The organism is Pseudomonas sp. NS1(2017), assembly GCF_002269425.1.
Classification (GTDB): Bacteria; Pseudomonadota; Gammaproteobacteria; order Pseudomonadales; family Pseudomonadaceae; genus Aquipseudomonas; species Aquipseudomonas reactans.
In genome coordinates, this window is the sequence record NZ_CP022960.1 from 4,646,416 (window position 1) to 4,664,706 (window position 18,291).

Sequence of the window (18,291 nt, forward strand, 5' to 3'; positions counted from 1 at the left end):
ACAGCTCCTGGAAAAAAGGGGGGGGGCGCAGGCATCAGATAACGCCTTCTTCAACGGTGTGCGGGGTGGGTAGGCGTTCGAGGGTCTGCGCCACTTCCAACAGGCTGGCGGCGCCGAACAACTGGCCCATGGGCAGTTCCACACCCAGACGGCTGCGCAGCATTTCGAGAAAACGCGTGGCCAGCAGGCTGTCGCCGCCCAGGCGGAAAAAGTTGTCGTGGCGCGAGACGCTCGGCACCTTGAGCAAGTGCTGCCAGAGCTCGGCGATCACCTGTTCGCCTGCGCTCAGCGGTTGCTCATCCACCGCGTCCCGTGGCTGGGCTGCGGCGCTCAAAGGGGCGAGCAGCGCACGGCGGTCGACCTTGCCATTGCTGCTCAAGGGCAGGCGTTCCAGCACCAGGATCTGTTCCGGGCGCATGTACGCAGGCAGGCACTGTTCCAGATGCTGTGCGAGCACCTCGGCGCAGGTGCTGGCCGTCACGGCGGCCATCAGTCTGTGCTCGGCGACCAACGCCACGGCGCTGTTCACACAGGGGTGGCGCGCCAGGGCGGCTTCGATTTCGCCCAGTTCGATGCGATGGCCACGGACCTTCACCTGGCTGTCGGCGCGCCCGAGAAACTCCAGCAGGCCATCGGGGTGGTAGCGACCAAGGTCTCCGGTGCGGTACCAACCTTCGACAAAGCGCTCGGCATTCAACTGCGGGGCGTGGCGATAACCGCGTGCGACGCCGGCACCGCCGATCCACAGTTCCCCCGTGACCCAATCCGGGCAGTCACGGCCCAGCGCATCGACTACCCGGTAGGCCTGATTGGCCAGCGGCACGCCGTAGGGGATCGAACGCCAGCCCGGCATTGCCTGGCGTACTTCAAAGTGATTCGACCAGATTGCCGCTTCGGTCGCGCCGCCGAGGGCGATAAAACGGCAACCGGGGGCCTGCTCTTGCAGGCGTTGCGGCAGATCAAGGCCGATCCAGTCGCCGGACAGCAGTGCGACCCTCAGGTCCAGAGGCTGGCGGTCTTGGACGTTGGCTTCCAGCAGCATGTCGAGCAGCGCCGGCACGCTGTTCCACAGGGTCACGTGGTGCTGTTGCAATGCCTTGAGCCAGGCACGGGCATCGCGGCGCTGGTCTTCGTCGATCAGCACCAGGGCGCCGCCCACCGACAGCAGGCCAAATAGGTCGTACACCGACAAGTCGAAGTCCAGCGCCGACAGGGCCAGACCCCGGTCGCTGGCTTGGACGCCATAACAGCGGTTGATCTCGGCCACGGTATTCATCGCCGCGCGGTGGGTGATTTCCACGCCCTTGGGCTGGCCGGTGGAGCCGGAGGTGTAGATCACATAGGCCAGTTCACCCGCTGCGAGAGGCCGTGGCGCCGCCAGCGGTTCGGCCTTCAACGCGGTGGAGGGCTTGAGGTGTTTGACGCCGGGCAGTCGCGGGTCGTGCTCGGCGAGCATCAGGGTCACACCGGCCTGTTGCAGGATGCGCTGGCAGCGCTGCAACGGCTGATCGACACCCACCGGCAGGTAGGCGGCGCCGGCCGCCAGAATCCCCAGCACACAGGCGACCTGCTGCGGCCCCTTGGCCAGGGACACGGCCACCAGGTCGCCGGATGCGACACCTGCGTCCATCAGGCTGTGGGCGATACGCAGCGCGCGGTCGGCCAGTTCGCCGTACTTAAGCGTGCCGTGTTCACCCCATAACAAGGCGGGGCGCTGCGGGGCATGGCGCGCCTGTTCAAAGAAACCCTGGTGCAGCGTCGGGTCGCCCGGCACGCAGTCGACCGGGGCGTTGAGTTGAGCGCGCCGTTGCGCTTGGACCTGGGGCAGCAGGTCGGGTGGCGCGCTGTCCCAGGCGTGCTCGGCCAACCAGTTGAGGCTCTGCAGGTAAGCATCGAACATCGCTTCAACCAGGCCTTCGGGAAACAGGCCGACCACACGGTCCCAGTTAAGGGCAATGCCACCGTTGGCTTCGACGACCTGGTGGTCGAGCCACACTTGCGGGGTTTGTGTCAGGCCGAACACCTGGTGGGCAAACGGGCCGTCCACTGGCGCCGCCGTGCCGTCCGGGACGCCCAGGGCGCTGGTGAACACCACCGGCATGCTCACCTGTTGCTCGCCATTGCCCCGGGCCAGCTGACGCAGCAGGCTGACCGAACCCACGCAGCGATGCTCCAACGCCTCGCCCAGGGAGTGTTGCGTACGCCGTGCACGGTCAACCCAACGCTCACCCGCCACGGGCACATACCCGAGCAGGGTCAGCGATGTGAAGTCGCCCATTACCTGGTCGATCTGAGGGTGCATGGGGCGGCGATCGAACAGTGTGAGGTTGAGGCTCAGGTCTGGGCGTGCACTCCAGCGGCCGAGGGTTTCGGCAAAGGCGCAGAGCAGCACCGCCGAGGCGGTGAGCCCCTGTTGCTGGGCCTTGGCCAGGATCGCTTGCCAGGCGCTGGCATCGATCTGCCCTTGCAGGCGTTCAAAGCGTGGTCGGCCCAGGCTGGCGGGGTCGGCGGCCAGCGGCAACTGCGGATGGGGCGGTAATTCGGGTAGGCGTTCCTGCCAGAAGCGCTGCGCGGCGTGCAGCTCTTCTGGTGCCGGGGCGCACTGCAATTGGTAATCGCGAAACGACAGGTCCAACGGGGCCGGCGCTATGTCGGGCTCGCGGTACAACGCATCGAGTTCGGCGTAGAAACGCAGGATGCTCAGGGCATCGAGGATCAAATTGTCCAGGCTGATCGCCAGGCGTGTGTGCCGGCCGTGGGTCACCGTTTGCACATCGAACAGCGGCCATTGGTGAGGGGCGAACACGCGATGGGCACAGTGTTCACGCAGGTCTTCCAGGCTGGCGTGGCCCTGGCCGATCAAGAAGGCCGGCACTTGTTGCAGAATGCGCGCCTGGCCGCTGTGATCGAACACGGCGCGGAGCATTTCGTGGCGTTCGATCAAGCGCTGCAAGGCGTGTTGCAGGCGCGGCAGGTCAAGGTCCTCGACGTCGTATTCACGGTAGAAGTGGCAACTCACACCCCCCAGCACCAGGCTGGGGTCGCGGCCCAGCCAATAGGCCTGCTGCACCTCAGTCATCGGGAAGGGCGCGTGGCGTTGCGCCAGGTCTGCAACGACGGTGCGTGCGGGTTCGGCCTGTGCCTGTTGATGCAGGTCGACACAAAACTGCGCCAACACCGGCTTGGCGAACACCTGGGCGATACGTGCACCGCCCAGCCCTTGTTCGGCGAGCAGGCGCACCAGGCGGGTGGCGCTCAGGGAGTCGCCGCCCAGGGCAAAGAAGCTGTGTTCGCGGCACACCTCGCCACAACCGAGCAACTGCTGCCAGGCGCGGGCCACCTGCTGTTCGATGACGCCGCAGGGCGCCGTCAGGTTGGCCTGCTGCACCGGGCTATGCTGGGCGAGCCACGCGTGCAAGGCCTTGCGGTCGACCTTGCCGTTGCCGGTCAAGGGCAACTGCGCGCAGCCGAGAATCAGCGAGGGAATCATATACGCCGGCAGGCGCTCGGCCAGGCCCGGCAGGTCGATCTGCACAGGTTGCACGGCGCCGCGCGCCAGACGGACCACCGCCGCCAATTGCTGGCCGGCCAGCAACACGACCGCGTGCTCTACGCCAGGGCAGGCCAGCAGTGCCTGTTCGACTTCGCCGGCCTCGATGCGGTAGCCATGCAGCTTGAGTTGGAAGTCACTACGCCCGAGGAACTCCACAGTGCCGTCGGGGTGGTAGCGCGCACGGTCGCCGGTGCGGTACCAGCGCAGGCCTTGATAGTCGACGAAACGCTCGGCGCTGCGCACACGGTCGCCTCGATAACCTTCGGCCACCCCGGCGCCGCCGATCCACAGCTCACCGGCCACCCAGTCCGGGCAGTCATGGCCCTGGTGGTCGACGATGCGCAGGCTGACGTTGTCCAGCGGTTTGCCGTAGGGCAGGCAGTGCCAAAGCAGAGGCTGGCCGGGGAGGGCTTCGAACAGCGTCGAGTGGATCGCCGCTTCGGTGGCGCCGCCCAAGGCCATGAAGCGACAGCCCGGCGCCTGGGCCCACAACCGTGGCGCCAGGTCCGGGGCGACTTTGTCACCGCCGAGCAACACCGCACGCAGCGGTAGGCGGGCGTCGGCCGGGGCGCAACCGAGCAACATGTCCAGCAACGCCGGCACGCAGTTGAGCACACTGGCGCGGTGCAGCAACGCCAGTTCACGCCAGCGCTCGGCATCGCGCTGCGCTTCGGGCTCGATGCCAATCACCGCCGCACCAGTGGACAGCGCAGCAAACAGGTCGAACACCGACAGGTCGAACTCCAGCGCAGAGAGCGCGAGGATGCGGTCATCGGCGGTCAGTTGGAGGCGTCGTTGCAGGTCGTCCACGGTGTTGGCGGCGGCCAGGTGGCTGATTTCCACGCCCTTGGGTTCGCCAGTGGAACCGGAGGTGTAGAGGATGTAGGCCAGGTCGCTGACCGCGCCGGGCCGGGGCGCGTCCAGCGCGGGGCCCGCAGGTGGCAGGGCCTTGAGCAGCAACCGCGCACCTGAGCTTTCGCAGATTTTCTGGCAGCGGGCGTCGGGCTGGTCGATGCCGATGGGCAGGTATGTGGCGCTGCAGGCGAGGATGCCCAGCACCGCGATGACTTGCTCGGGGCCCTTGGGCAGTTGCAGCGCCACGACATCGCCGCGCTGGATACCTTGGTCTTCCAGGTACGCTGCAACGTGCAGGGCCCGCTCGGCCAGCTCGCCATAGCTGATGACGGGAGGGTGGCCCTGCAGCAGCGCGGGCAAGCTGGGTGTCAGGCGTGCCTGGGCAAAAAATGCTTCATGCAGGCGCTTGACGGGCAGGGGAGCAGGCTGGCCTTGCACGGTTTGGCGCAGGGCCAGTTGCTCGGCGGGGATCAACGCAGACGGCGCTTGATGCCAGGCGTCCGGGTCAAAACACAGGCGTTGCAGCAGGTCGGTATAGGCCTTGAACATGCCATCCAGCACACCGTCGGCGAACAGCCCTTCACGTGCATCGAGGTTGACCAGGATGCCGCCGTCCAGCTCGGTGACTTGCGCATCGAGCCACACCTGCGGGCCTTGGGAAATGATCCACGCCGGCTGGCCGAAACTCGCCTGTACACCCTCGGCGAACAGCTCACCCAGGCCCAGTGCGCTGGTGTATACAACGGGAGCCAACACTTGTTCACCGCGTTGGCGGGACAGTTCGCGCAACACCTCCAGGCCGGAAAACGCGCTGTGTGCAACATCGCTGTGGAAGCGGCGTTGCAGGGCGGTGGTGCGTGCGGCAAAGGTGCCGGCGATCCGGCCGTCCCAGGCCAGCAGGATCGACGAGGTGAAATCCCCCACCAGGCGTTCGACATCGGCGTGCAGTGGTGCGCGATTGAACAGCGGCAGGTTGAGCAGCAACTCAGGGGTATCGCACCAGGCGCCGAGGACTTCACTGAACACCGCCGCCAACGCCATGGCCGGCGTGAGCCCATGCTCCCGCGCACGGCGTTCGAATGCCTGGCGTTCTGACGGCGGTAGCCAATGGTGACGACGGCGGACCTGGCGGTCATCGCCTTGGGGCTTGATCGGCAGGCTCGGAGCACCGGGCAATTGGTCGAGGCGCTGCAACCAATAGTCGCGCGCCTGTTGGTGGCGATCCCGCTGCTCGACGCTGGCCTGTTCATGGCGTTGGTCGGCCAGGTAGCGGGCAAAGGTATAGTCCAGCGCGGGTAGGGGCTGCTGGCGGTACAACTGCACCAAGTCGCCGAGCAGGGTGCGCAGGCTCAGGGCGTCGGCGGCGAGCATGTCCAGGTTCAGGTGCAGGCGGGTGCCGTCGGGCAACAACGACAGCTGGATATCCAGCACCTGGCCTTGTTCCACGGCCAACTTTCGATGGGACAGCTCGGCGCGCAAGGCTGCCAGCCGTTGTTGCACCTGTTCGGCGCTGTCCTGGCGCAGGTCATGCACCGTGAGCCCCGGCCATGGGCTGTGCGCGAGGACCTGCTGGCGGCCGTCATCGAGAAATTGCGCCCGCAACATCGGGTGCCGCGTGAGCAGGGCACGCACGGCGGCTTCCAACCGTATCGGGTCAACGTCGTGGCCATCGAACTCGTTATAGAAGTGTGCGGCCACGCCACCCAGCGCTTGGCCAGGGGCGCGACCGATCCAGTAAGCGTGCTGCATCGGCGCCAGTTCGAATGGCAAGCCGTCATCGGTAGAGGTGCTGACCGGCGCGGCGGCCGTGGGTGCCGTATCAAGCAGGGCCAACCAGGCACACAGGCGCGGGTCTGCCACCAGGTCGGCGAAACGCGCGGCCAGGCCTTGGCGGCGCCATTGCCCGGCGAGGCGGATCAGGGTGACGGAATCCAGCCCCCATTCGATCAGGTTGGCCTCCAGGGGCACCTGGTCGGCGGGCAGTCCAAGGGCGTCGGACAGGGATTGGCGCAGCAGTGTTGCGGTTGAGGTGCTGGGAGTGGCCATGGCTCAACGTCTTCTCATCGCTAGGGCCCGGGCCGGGGTTGGCCCAGGCGCTGGGGGCAGGCAAATGCATGGGGCAAGATGCTAGTCATTCTCATTTTGGTAACTACCCGGATCGAATCGTTTTTGCCCCGTATCCGTGTAGTCGGTGCGGATTGCACGGGCGCAGCTGCGGGACATGACGCCGATACGCCGCGCGATGCGGTTGGAAAATGACTTGAATCGGGTAGAGCCCGGCCCACGGCCTTGACTACCGTCGCTCGCCGCCCTCTTGCAGGGCCTCTTCATGGAGTTGCGGATGTCTGTCGATTCGGGTTTACAAGTGCGCGGCCTGCGCAAGCGCTACAACAACGGCGTTGAAGCGCTGCGCGGCGTTGACCTGAGTGTTGGCCCCGGCATGTATGGCTTGCTCGGCCCCAACGGCGCTGGCAAGAGCAGCCTGATGCGCACCCTGGCGACCCTGCAGCAACCGGACGCCGGCAGCATTCACCTGGACGGCGTGGACGTTCTGCGCGGCCCCGACCATCTGCGTCGCCGCCTGGGTTACCTGCCGCAGCAACTGGGCGCGTACCCCGGCGTGAGTGCGCGGGATTTGCTCGACCGGTTTGCCTGGCTCAAGGGCCGCACCGACAACCGCCAGCGCCGCGAGGAAATCGAGGCCCTGCTGGATAAGGTCAACTTGCAGCAGGCGGCCCACCGTGCGTTAGCGACCTATTCGGGCGGCATGTTGCGCCGGTTCGGTATCGCCATGGCGCTGGTGGGCTCGCCGCGCTTGCTGATCGTCGATGAGCCGACGGCGGGCCTCGACCCGGCCGAACGCAACCGTTTTCATCGGGTGCTGGCGGATGTCGCCGCCGAATCCATCGTGCTGCTCTCGACCCATATCGTCGAAGACGTCGAGAACCTGTGCAGCCGCCTGGCGGTGTTGGCCGGCGGGCAGATTATTGTCGAAGGTCGCCCGGCCGACTTGCTCGCTGCCGAACAGGGCCGCTTGTGGGAAGCGCCGTTCAGCCGTGGCGAAACGTTGCCTGAAGCGTTGCATGTGGCCGCCAGCCCACAAGGCAGTCGCGTGATCGTGCACGGCGAGCGTCCGGCAGACCCACGTTTCAGCCCCCACGCGCCGCGCCTGGAGGATATCTATTACCTGGCGCTGGCCCAGGCCGGCGAGGCGGTGGACGCATGAATACCTTCGCCTTGCTGTTGCGTGAAGCCTGGGTGGAAGTCCGCGCCGGGCTGCGCAGTGGCATTCCCTTGCTGGTGTTTCTTGGCCTCACCGGCTACCTGCTGATGTCCCTGACGAATGCCGACTATGTGCAGAAAATGGGCGCCAGCGACATCGTCCGCAATGCACCCAGCCTGATTTACCTGATGTCGTGCGGTTGCATGTTCTTCCTGTTTTTTGCCTGGGCCTGGGTGTTTTCGCAGCCGGCCCTGCGCGACCGCAAGGCGCAGTTGGAAGAGGTGCTGCTGGCCTTGCCACTGTCACTGCCGGCCCTGCTGTGGGGGCGTTTTATCGGCGCGGCGCTGGTCGGTGGGTTGCTCGCCAGTTCGTTGATTGTCGGCTTCCTGGTCAGCCCGGTATTGGGCTGGCTCGGCTGGGTACCCGCGGCCAGCATCGGTGCGCCGGTGTGGTCGGCGTTGGCCTTTGCCTGGGTCGCCTTGCTGTTGCCGGTGAGCACCGGGATCGGTGCGTTGTATTACCTGCTGGCGTTGCGCAGCCGAGGTCTGGCTGCGCCCTTTGCCCTGGCGACGGTATTGATGCTGCTGTGGATGTTTGCGGTGGTCGTACTCAAGGGCGGGCATATCAACCCGCTGTTGGCGGCCAGCCTGGACCCATCGCTATTTACCTTTGCCCAAGCCCAGGTCGAAACTTGGAGCGCCGCGCAGAAGTCGCAGTCGCTGCTGGCGCTGACGCCGGGGTTCTGGCTCAACCGCGCGTTGTGGTGTGTGTTGCCGCTGCTGGTGCTGGCCGTGGTGTTGGCGCGCACCACGCGCCAGGGCCTGATGGGCCGGCGCAGCGGTGCGGTGCTGGCGGAACCGCCGATGCTGCGCAGCCGTGACGTGCAATTGCCGGGCCCGTTGACGGCCAGTCGTTGGACGCACGCCTTGTGGCATGAAGCGCGCTGGCAGGTACGCCAGTTGTTTGCACGGCGGATCTGGTGGGTGGCGCTCGGCTTGCTGCTGGTGATGGGCGTGCTCAGTGGTTTTGTCCACGGCGTGTGGCATGCGCGCGGGCCGATGGTGCCACGGGCGGATCTGACCCTGCCGCTGTTGTCGAGCGCGTTGTTCCTAGTGATCGCCTTTATTATCGCGGCGCTGGCGGGCTTGGTGTGTCGGCGTGATGACGTCGAAGGCCTGGGCGCCATGTTGCAGGCGACCCCCGCACCGACCTGGCTGCGATTGTTCGGACGCACGGCTTGTGTGCTGTTGGCGACCCTGACCTTGGCGCTGGTGCCAGGCATTGCCAGCCTGCTGATCAGTGCCATCGCTGCGCCCGACAGCCTGGCGCCGGGCTTTGTACTGGTCTACCAAGTGCTGGTGTTCGCGCCGCCGCTGCTGGAGCTGGCCGCGCTGACGGTGCTGGTGCACGCGTTGATTCGCCGCTCGGGGCTCGCGTACGCCACGTCGATGCTGCTGACGTTTTTCCTGGTGCTCAACCACGAATTGGGGCTGGTCAGTTACCCCGCCTATGCGATGGGGATACCGGCGCATGTGGCGTTGTCGCAACTCGCCGGCTGGGCGCCCTGGTTACCGTATCTCGGCACCCTGGCAGGCTGGAAACTCGCCGGTTGCGCAGTGATGGTCGGCGTGGCGGCACTGGTGTTGCCTCGCGGTCCCGAGCGCCGCCGTTTCGCTGACGTGCGCCAGCCTTTACCGCTTGCCGCATTGGCCCTGGGCGCCTTGGGTTTGCTGGGCAGTGGCGTGGCTTTGCACCATCACCTGGTGGAGCAGGGCGACTACCAATCGGTGGCCGAGGAACGTGTTGAACGCGCGGTCTGGGAACAGCGCTGGCTGCCCGAAGCAACGGCCTGGCAGGTGGCGGGCGGGCGCGTGCAACTGCGCGTGGATTCCGCTGCGCGTCAGGTTGAGGGCCAGTGGACGCTTGACGCCGTGGTGGCCAGCCAATTGGACGCCGAGTTGCCGCCAGGCTTGCAGGTGACGGCAGTCAGCGTGATGGGGCAACCGGTCACGTTCGAACAGGCGATTGAGCACCTGCGCGTGCCCCTGGCACCTTGTGCGACGAACGCCTGCACTGTCGAGTTGAACTGGACGGTCAACGCCAACGGCTGGCCGTCGGAAGGCGAAGCGTTCTGGTTGGGGCCGCAGGGTGTATGGCTGCAAGCGCGCCGCGTAATGCCGCGCCTGGGGCTGGACAGCGAGCGGCTGCTGCGTGCGCCGGTGCAACGCAGCGAGGCTGGTTTGGCAGCCGAAGTGCCTACTTTGGCAGCAGGTTCCGCCGTTGCCGTGGAGGCCATCGCGCCGTCGGGCGACTGGCAATGGCACGTCGAGATTGATGGACAGGACTTCAACGGTCACAGCGCGGCGCCCTTGGATTTTGCCTACAGCTTGCAGGCAAAGGCGGATGCCAGCCGCCAGCAAACGGCTGTTGAAGTGCGCGAAGACCTGGACCTGATGAGCGCCTGTGTGGCGCGACGCCTGGGCAGTCGCCCGGTGGTGGAGGGCGTGAACCAGTGGCCGACCGGCATGGGCGACAGCCGCTTGAGCCACGGTCAGCTGTTGCTCGCCCAATCGCCGGATTGGGACGTGGCCGCGACCGGCGTCGGGCGTTCGGCACGCCGTGCGCATATTGCCGAGTTGCTTGCCCGCCGGGTGTTGATTGACGCCAGCGACCTGCGGCAGGTGCCGGGTTACCTGTGGTTGAGCCAGGGCGTGGCGGGCGCGATCGGCTTGCTGTGTGTGGCGGATGTAGACGGTCCTGAGGCGCGCGCGGCACTGGTGAAACTCATGGCCGATGACCTGACCCGCGCGCTGGGCAATGACGGCGAACCCGTCGGCACCCTGGCCGATGCCCGCGAACACGGCTGGGCCGCCACCTATGCAGCGCTGGCAAGCCTGGCATGGACTGCCGAACAAAGCCCCGAACAACTGACGGCAATGACCGCCGCCATCCAAAACGGCCAGGGATGGCCGGCTGCGATCCAGCTCATGTTGGGCGCGCCTGATCCTCACGCGATTGCCGCTGCGCTTGAGCGCTGGGGTCCAGCGCAATGAATTTGAACCATCCCTGCCTTTTGGAGTTTTGTCATGTCATCTGCACTGTTTATCCAACCGCTACGCCGTCCCCTCGGCTGGCGGGCCAACGTCTTGACCCAGGCCATGGCGCTGGGCTTGTCCAGCCAGATGTGCACGGCCTATGCCGCTGACTATCAGCCGCAGGCCTCCGCAGAGGCCATCGAACTGGCACCGCTGACGGTCAGCGCGCGCTTGAGCCAGGAGAGTGCCAAGGACATCCCCTTTGGCCTCTCGGTAATCGATGGCAAAACCCTGGAGACCCGGCGCCTGCGCACCCTGGAAGATGCGTTGCGCACCACGCCGGGGGTGGATGTGAACTCCTGGGGCGGTGCCAATGACGCCAATGTGCGTATCCGTGGTGTAGGGTCATTGAACCAGATGAGCATGGATGACGGCTCGGTGGTGTTGAATGTGGACGGCGTGCCGATGTCAGTGCGCAATGCCGCGCTGGCGACGCTCGACGTGCAGCAGGTGGAGGTGCTCAAGGGCCCGCAGGGCACATTGCTGGGGCGCAACAGCGAGGCGGGTGCAATCAACGTCACCACCCGCAAACCGACGCGCGAGCTGGAGGGGTATGTGCGCGGCGAAGTCGGCAACCAGGGCCAGTTCATGACGGAAGGCGCCGTGGGCGGGCCGTTGACCGACTCGCTGGCAGGGCGTATCGCGGTGCGTCGCAGCGGCTTTGATAACTGGGTCGATGACCAACAGGACGGCGACCCGCTGACCAAACCCCGGGACCTGGCCCTGCGCGGCAGTCTGCTGTGGGACAACGACCAGGGCACCACCGGCCTTTTGACCGCCGAGCGCCAGCGCGCCGAGCACTATGCGGGCCTGGAGCTGTTGCGTCCGTTTGGCAATCGCCCGAGCCTGGACTACACGCCTGGCACCTTCGATGGCAACCAGAAGACCAACGAGCGTTACTCCTTCGAACTCAACCACGACCTGGCGCAGTCGCGCATCACCTCGATCAGCGCCTACACCAGCACCGACTTCAATGCCGTCAAAGGCTACGATCGCAACATCACGCGGGCGTTGTACGGTTCCCCGTTCGAATACCTGATCGAAGACTCGGCCCATGAGCGCGTGTGGAGTCAGGACCTGCGTCTGGGATCACTGGCGGATGCCGATGTGTTTTGGGTGACGGGGCTCAACTTGTCGCGCTCCGAGCGCAGTTTCGATTCCAACAACTTCACCAATGGCGCGCAGCAGATACGCGACTTCAGCACCAACAGTTACGCGGCCTATGGCGAGGTGACGTACCCGATTGCCGAAGACTGGAAGCTCACCACCGGCCTGCGCCACACCTGGGACCGCAAGACCTATGGTGCCGATTATTCCAGTGGCGGCGCGCAGGTCAGCGACAGCCGGCGTTTGCAGGACAACTACAGCACCGGACGCGTGGCGCTGAGCTACGCGCTGACGCCGCAGACCAATGTGTATGCGGTGCTGTCACGGGGCTACAAATCGGCGGGGTTCAACGACTACGCCACGTCGATCAAGGACAGCGAGCCCTACAAGGCCGCCAAGGTGAATTCCGCCGAGTTGGGTTTCAAGCATGAAAGTGCCGGGGGCGAGTTGAGTCTGGAAGGGGCGTTGTTCATCACACGTGTACAGGACGACCACCTGCTGGGCTACGACTTCAACACCCTGGCGGTCAGCGCGGTGAATGCCGACACCCGCAGCAAGGGCGCCGAGCTGTCGACCACCTGGCACGTCACCGATGAACTGACCTTGGGCAGTGCCGTGAGCTACACCAATGCGGTGGTGACGTCGGATGCGCCGGGCGTGTCCGGCGGTGACGTGGCAGCGGGCAGCCGCGTGCCGGATGTGCCGCTGTGGAGCGGCAACTTCAGCGTCGCCTGGCAAAAGAACCTGGGGGCCTTGCTCGGGTTGCCGGCGCCACGCCTGAACACCTTGCTTAATTACCGCGTACAGAAAAACCGCCCGGCCGACCCGCAGAACCACTACGACCTCAAGGGCTACGCCAAGCTGGACCTGCACCTGGGCCTGGAGAGTGGCGGCTCGGAGATCTACCTGTGGGGCGACAACCTGCTGGATGCACGCTACGACCTGTACGGCTCGTACTCCACCGACCAGGTACTGACCGGCATGCCGGGACGCGGGCGGTCGGCAGGCGTGGGGTATAGCTACCAGTTCTGAACCCCAGTTGTGGCCATCGCCGGCAAGCCGGCTCCTACAAGTTGCCATTGGTGTAGGAGCCGGCTTGCCGGCGACGGGGCGTGTCAGAATTGGTAGGTGTAGCCCACGCCCAAGGTACGACGGCGTGCCGGTGCACCGTAGGCCACCGGGTCACTGTAGAAACCGTAGGTGTCGTAGGTCTGGTTCAGCAGGTTGTCGGCGAAGGCATAGACTTCGCCGAACTTGCTTTCCAGGCCCGCGCGCAGGTCGAGTTTCTCGTAGTTGTCCAGGTTGAAATGGTTTTGCGGGTCCGCTGCGCGCTCGCCCACCAAGTGATAGTTCAGGCTGGTGTTGAGGGTGGTTTCGCCGAGGCTGGCGAAGGTGCCCAGCGGGTGTTTCCAACTGGCGTTGAAGTTGCCACTCCAGCGCGGAACATCCGGGGTGCGGTTGCCGGCAGCGACGTCACCGGCCTGGATGCCTTGCACGCCGCTGGTGATTCTGGCATCGAGGTAGGTGGCGCTGGCGGCCAGGGTCAGGCCGTAATCGAAGCGCCAACTGCCTTCCAATTCGGCACCACGGGTGCGCGTGTCGGCGTTGAAGGCATTGGTGGCGAAAGTCGCTGCGTCGTAGCCGAGCAGGTGATCGTCGTGTACCCGGGTGAAGAACAGCGCACCGTTAAGGCTGCCGCGACGGTCTTCGGTTTCACTCTTGAAGCCCAGTTCCGCGGCTTTGCTGACGGCGGCCTTGTAGGGTTCGCTGTCGGTGACCTGCGAGGCATAGTCATTGAAACCACCGGATTTATAGCCCCGCGCCAGTTGTACGTAGACGTTGGTTTGCGGTGTAAGGGCGTAGTTCAGCGCGACGCGGCCGGTGCCATAGTCGTCGGTCAGCTTGCGGGAGTCTTGCACCGCACTGCTGCCAGAGAAGTACTGACCGTCGTAGGTCTTGCGGTCCCAGGAGTGGCGATAGCCGGTGGTGAGTTTCAGACGCTCGGTGAGGGGAAAGGTGACTTCGCCGTAGCCGGCGTAGGTAGTGGTGGTGAAGTCACGGTATTTGGCGCCGGAGGTGCCGTAGGTGTTGCGCGGCGTGTCATAGCTGCGCTCGTTGCGGCTGGCGGCGAGGCCCGCCACCCAGAACACCTCGGAATCAGGCAGCGAGCTCAGGTGCAGGTCCTGGCTCCAGCTGCGCTCGAAGGATTTGTCCACCACCCAGAATTCGCTGGGGGTGCCGTACAGGGCGCCCATGAGTTTGCTGTCGTAGGCGATCAGGCCTTCGAAGTCGGTGGTGCCGGTGGCGGTGGTGGAGGTCAGGCGGCTGTTGGCGAAGTCGTGATCGACCTTGAGCGTATAGCGCTCGGTGGTCTTGTAGTTGTCGTCGAACAGGCCTGGGGTCAGGTCCAGGCTGGGGTCGCTGCCGTAAGGGCGCAACACCAGCGAGTTGGTGGCTCGCTCGGTTTTCTGGCGTTCGGCGCTGACCAACACATGGGTGTCATCGTTGAGGTCCCAGAGCAGGCTGCCTCGGTAGGCTTCGTTACGTGGCTTGGTGATGGGGTGGTTAGTCTGGTCGTTGTCGATCCAGCTGTCATAGCCGGCACGACGCACAGCCAGGCGACCGCTGAGGCTGTCGCTGATCGGCCCGCCGATGGCGCCTTCAGTGAGGAACTGGCCTTCCTGGCCCACTTCGCCACGCACATAACCTTCGAGTTCGCGGGTGGGTTGGCGTGTGGTGATATTTACCGCACCTGCCTGGCCAATCGCACCGGACAACGTGCCCTGAGGCCCCTTGAGCACTTCGATACGATCGACGTCGAGGGTGCCGAAACCGAGGCTTCGCGACGACACGGGCACACCGTCGATATTGAACGCCACCGAGCTGTCATCCATCGACATCTGGTACAGCGAGCCGACGCCACGGATCAGTACATTGAAGTCATTCGGCCCCCCGGACGAATTGACGCTGACCCCGGACGTGTTGCGCAATGCGCTTTCCAGCGTGTCGAGCCGCTGGGTGCGCAGTTGCTCGCCGCTGATCACGCTGAGGCTGATGGGCACTTCCTTCGGGTCTTCCTGCTCCATGCGCGCAGTCACCGTCGAGGCCGGCAGTTGCACAGGCTCGCTGGTGGCGGCGGCGAGCGCCGAATTGGCCAGTGTCAAACTCATGGCTATTGTTATAGTATTACGTTTGTAGCAAGATTGGCGGGTAGCCGTCGTGTTGCATCGTGCAGACATGATGGGACCTTGACTGAGGATTCTGATCGGCGCGCGTTGCGGGGTGGCAGCGGCGATTTGGCGGAGCCTGTGCAGCGCGCCAGATGCTAATAATTATCAATTGCGCACTTCCACCCCGATGTGATCTGATTCGAGCCGTATCCGGTCAGCCAGGAGATTTACGATGTCAGCCGTTCAAGGAGGCGCAGGGGAGCCGATGCCGGTCTCGCGAATCATTACGGGAGGATATGGATGCGACCTCGGGCCAGGGGCGCACTGTCGCGTCACCCGCGTGTCGCTGCAGGACGGGCTGGACATCGTGCGGTGGCAAAGCACCTTCGATCAGCCAATCGAATTACCCTTGCAGGACGACAGCGATTGCATCCATTTCAGCTTCACCAACCTGCTCAAGGGCAAGGCCTCGTGCAGCTTTCAAGAGGGGCGTCGGCAACGGCGCTATGCGATTGACGAGGGCGCCGGCAGTATCAGCTTTGGTCGTTGCCGCCACGGCCTTTACCACCAGCACGGCGAGATCGATAACATCACGGTGATGATTCGTCCTGAAGTGCTTGAGCAATGGGAGCTGAAACTCGACCCACTGCTAAACAAGGCACTGGCGTGTGACCATTGCTTTCTCGATGGTCACCGCAGTGGCGAAATGAGCGCGACTGCGCACCTGCTAGGCGCCGCCATGGACCAAGGTGCTGGCCTGGCACCGGCCCAGCCGCGCAGCAACCTGTGGCTTTACGGGCAGAGTGTTACGCTGGTGAGCTTGTTCCTGGAAGTACGCCAGGACGCCGAATGCACCTGCCGCGTCAGCAACACCGACCGCCAACGGCTGGTGCGTGCCCGTGAGCGTCTGCTTGAAGACTTGGGCAAGGCGCCGAGCCTGTCTGAGTTGGCGCGTGAGTCCGGGTTGAGCCAACCCAAACTGACACGCGGGTTTCGGCAACTGTTCTTCAACAGTGTCTACGGCGTATTCCAGCAAGCACGCATGATCCAGGCACGCAGCCGCTTGATGAGCGGCGATGAATCCGTGATGCGCATCGCCTCGGACCTGGGCTACGCCAATGCCAGTCATTTTGCGACGGCGTTTCGTAAGCAGTTCGGAATCAACCCGTCGACGCTCAAGCACGGCGGGAGGAGCAAATCACTGGGTATTAATGCGTCATAAACGAAGATGTGCCTAAGCGCTCTGATTTCGTTGGACGCACAGGTGAGTGCGGCATGGAGCTGAGGTCAAGCATTTACTAGAGGCTGTCGGGGTCCCCAAAAAACATTCTGAATGGGCTCTAGAGCAGTTATTTCAGATCATAAAAAGCCAATTATGCCCCCAGTGGCTTGGGGTGTACGAATGATCGCGAATGGCGACTTCTAACTGCTGTCGAGGTGGCGACCACTGGACACCTGTGTACCTCCTTGGCGGACTGTCAGTGGCTCTTTGCCCCCGCCTTCAGGCGGCATTGCTGGTTCCCTTACGACAGTTATTCCGTCCGTAGCTGTGCGGCAGCCGTCATGTCTGGGTCTTCAGCGCCACCTCAGTGGAACGCGGAGGGCGCCCGGCATTCTGGCACAGTATGAGACCGGACATGGATCAGTTGACACTCCTAACTGGAACCACTGATCACAACCTGACTGAAAGTGATAGCATATTGCCTACACTCCGTTACGTTGGGAACGTGGGTTCTGCTACCTCCGCTTTGAATGTCTAGGATGACCATGCGCATTGGGATTGATTTTGGTACGAGCTACACCGCAGCAGCTGCCTACATAGACGGTGAGCTTCGGCACGTTTCCTTCGACGGCGACAGCCAGTTTCGAACTGCGGTATTCATACCGGAGAAGTCTATTGACTGGACCCTTTTCCAGCCAGACGCCTATGAGCAGCAGGTCCGCGACAACCTTGGTGCTTCGACGGCTGCGTATACGAAGGCTCTCGGAAAATATGAAGAGGCAGCCAGCAAAATTCGGTTCCACTATCGCTCGCTAGCGAAGAACGGCGACATTACTCAAGAGGAGGCACAGGCTCGAATTTCCTTGGCTGCCTCGGAGTTGAAGAAGCCTGTACCGCCTTTGGCTGCGGAAATTCGAAGATCGACCATTTCCGCAGCTCGACGCCATTGGGTTCATGAGCAAAGGGAGGCGGGTAGGGGTAGCTCGATTAACGTCGACGAATCAGCAGTTTTTGGTGAAGACGCGATTGAGGAATTCTTTTGGTACGAGGAAGGCCGACTCATCCAATCTCCGAAATCCATGCTTGGTTTCAGGTTAGCGGCTCCACAGCGCGAAGCGATAGTGAAAATCGTCTCGAATGTCCTAAAGCACGTCCGGCGTGCGGCGACTGAGCAATTGAGTGTCGACGTCACTGAAGCCACTATTGGCAGGCCTGTTGTATTTAGAAGTTCCATGGGGCCGGAGGGAAGTGACCAGGCAGTGGAACTGCTGCGCGAAGCAGCACATCGTGCGGGATTCAAATCAGTAGATTTCCTGGCAGAGCCCGCAGCCGCCGCAATCACTTATCACATGGACTTTCTAGAATCCCAGTTTGCAGTAGTTGTGGACGTAGGAGGTGGTACCACTGACATCGCCGTTGGGTATGTCGGTGGTCAGGAAGGGGCACCGAAGCTGGACGCCAGTTGGGGCTTAGCTAAGGGCGGCACCGATGTAGACCTTGGACTTTCTCTTCGCGCGGTAATGCCACTATTTGGGAAAAATGACTGTCGCCTGCTCGCACCGTTTTACGTCAACGCCGCCATGGTCAGCGACCAGAACCGGCAAGCGGCCTTTCGAAAAGTAGACGTTGACTCGATCAAAGCTCCCTACAAGAAGCGTTTGCTTGCGCTGCAACGGTATGGGGTTACTGTCAGGGTGAATCGTGACGTAGAAACGCTCAAGGTCGCTCTCAGTTCAGAAGCCGAAGCAGACGTTTCTCTCGATTACGTGCAGGAGGGGCTTCGAGCCAAGGCGGGGACATCTGATCTGGAGTTTGGATATGAAAGGTACATGCGCTCCTTCAACGAGTTGCTCAGTCAGGTGAGGGAGGCGACCGCTGGCCGAACTCCGATTGTGTTGCTTACCGGTGGCATGTCGCGAGCGCCCTATATCGTAGAGGCTGTCAAACGTCACTTTCCAGGTAGTGAGATACACCATGGAAATGCGTCGCTAGGGGTGGTAGGTGGCTTGGCGAAGCATGCGGCCACGGTGCACAAGACGGCCTTTGATACTCATGCGAAATGACTG

General features: G+C 63.8%; 7 protein-coding genes. 5 read left to right on the forward strand and 2 right to left on the reverse strand.

Going from position 1 to position 18,291, the window contains the following annotated elements; genetic code table 11:
- Positions 1 to 34: 34 nt before the first annotated feature.
- Positions 35 to 6,454 (reverse strand): non-ribosomal peptide synthetase, encoded by a 6,420-nt coding sequence (locus CI807_RS21765; protein ID WP_095016165.1) that lies wholly within the window; start codon positions 6,452 to 6,454, stop codon positions 35 to 37.
- Positions 6,455 to 6,749: 295 nt separating this feature from the next.
- On the opposite strand from CI807_RS21765, the gene CI807_RS21770 reads away from it, so the two are divergent.
- Genes CI807_RS21770 through CI807_RS21780 form a run of 3 tightly spaced genes read left to right on the forward strand, consistent with a single transcriptional unit; the run spans position 6,750 to position 12,865 of the window.
- A complete protein-coding gene (locus CI807_RS21770; RefSeq protein WP_095016166.1) occupies positions 6,750 to 7,634 on the forward strand; it encodes an ABC transporter ATP-binding protein in 885 nt (294 codons plus the stop codon).
- Entirely contained in the window at positions 7,631 to 10,684 is a 3,054-nt protein-coding gene (locus tag CI807_RS21775; RefSeq protein WP_095016167.1) for a hypothetical protein, read from the forward strand. Before CI807_RS21770 ends, CI807_RS21775 begins: the two co-directional genes overlap by 4 nt.
- Positions 10,685 to 10,717: 33 nt before the next feature.
- Positions 10,718 to 12,865 (forward strand): TonB-dependent receptor, encoded by a 2,148-nt coding sequence (locus CI807_RS21780; RefSeq protein WP_095016168.1) that lies wholly within the window; start codon positions 10,718 to 10,720, stop codon positions 12,863 to 12,865.
- An 83-nt stretch (positions 12,866 to 12,948) separates the two neighbouring features.
- Here CI807_RS21780 and CI807_RS21785 read toward each other — a convergent pair whose 3' ends face one another.
- Positions 12,949 to 15,003, reverse strand: a complete 2,055-nt coding sequence (locus CI807_RS21785; protein ID WP_095016169.1) for a TonB-dependent receptor — start codon at positions 15,001 to 15,003, stop codon at positions 12,949 to 12,951.
- A 232-nt stretch (positions 15,004 to 15,235) separates the two neighbouring features.
- Between CI807_RS21785 and CI807_RS21790 the strand changes: the two genes are divergently transcribed.
- Entirely contained in the window at positions 15,236 to 16,225 is a 990-nt protein-coding gene (locus CI807_RS21790; protein ID WP_256578572.1) for an AraC family transcriptional regulator, read from the forward strand.
- Positions 16,226 to 16,770: 545 nt separating this feature from the next.
- Entirely contained in the window at positions 16,771 to 18,288 is a 1,518-nt protein-coding gene (locus CI807_RS21795; protein ID WP_157742065.1) for an Hsp70 family protein, read from the forward strand.
- The last annotated feature ends 3 nt before the right edge of the window (positions 18,289 to 18,291 follow it).

Bases quoted from the DNA above. Each gene is read 5' to 3' on its own strand.
- CI807_RS21765 (WP_095016165.1), bottom strand. From the start codon at position 6,454: ATGGCCACTCCCAGCACCTCAACCGCAACACTGCTGCGCCAATCCCTG.
- CI807_RS21770 (WP_095016166.1), top strand. From the start codon at position 6,750: ATGTCTGTCGATTCGGGTTTACAAGTGCGCGGCCTGCGCAAGCGCTAC.
- CI807_RS21775 (WP_095016167.1), top strand. From the start codon at position 7,631: ATGAATACCTTCGCCTTGCTGTTGCGTGAAGCCTGGGTGGAAGTCCGC.
- CI807_RS21780 (WP_095016168.1), top strand. From the start codon at position 10,718: ATGTCATCTGCACTGTTTATCCAACCGCTACGCCGTCCCCTCGGCTGG.
- CI807_RS21785 (WP_095016169.1), bottom strand. From the start codon at position 15,003: ATGAGTTTGACACTGGCCAATTCGGCGCTCGCCGCCGCCACCAGCGAG.
- CI807_RS21790 (WP_256578572.1), top strand. From the start codon at position 15,236: ATGTCAGCCGTTCAAGGAGGCGCAGGGGAGCCGATGCCGGTCTCGCGA.
- CI807_RS21795 (WP_157742065.1), top strand. From the start codon at position 16,771: ATGCGCATTGGGATTGATTTTGGTACGAGCTACACCGCAGCAGCTGCC.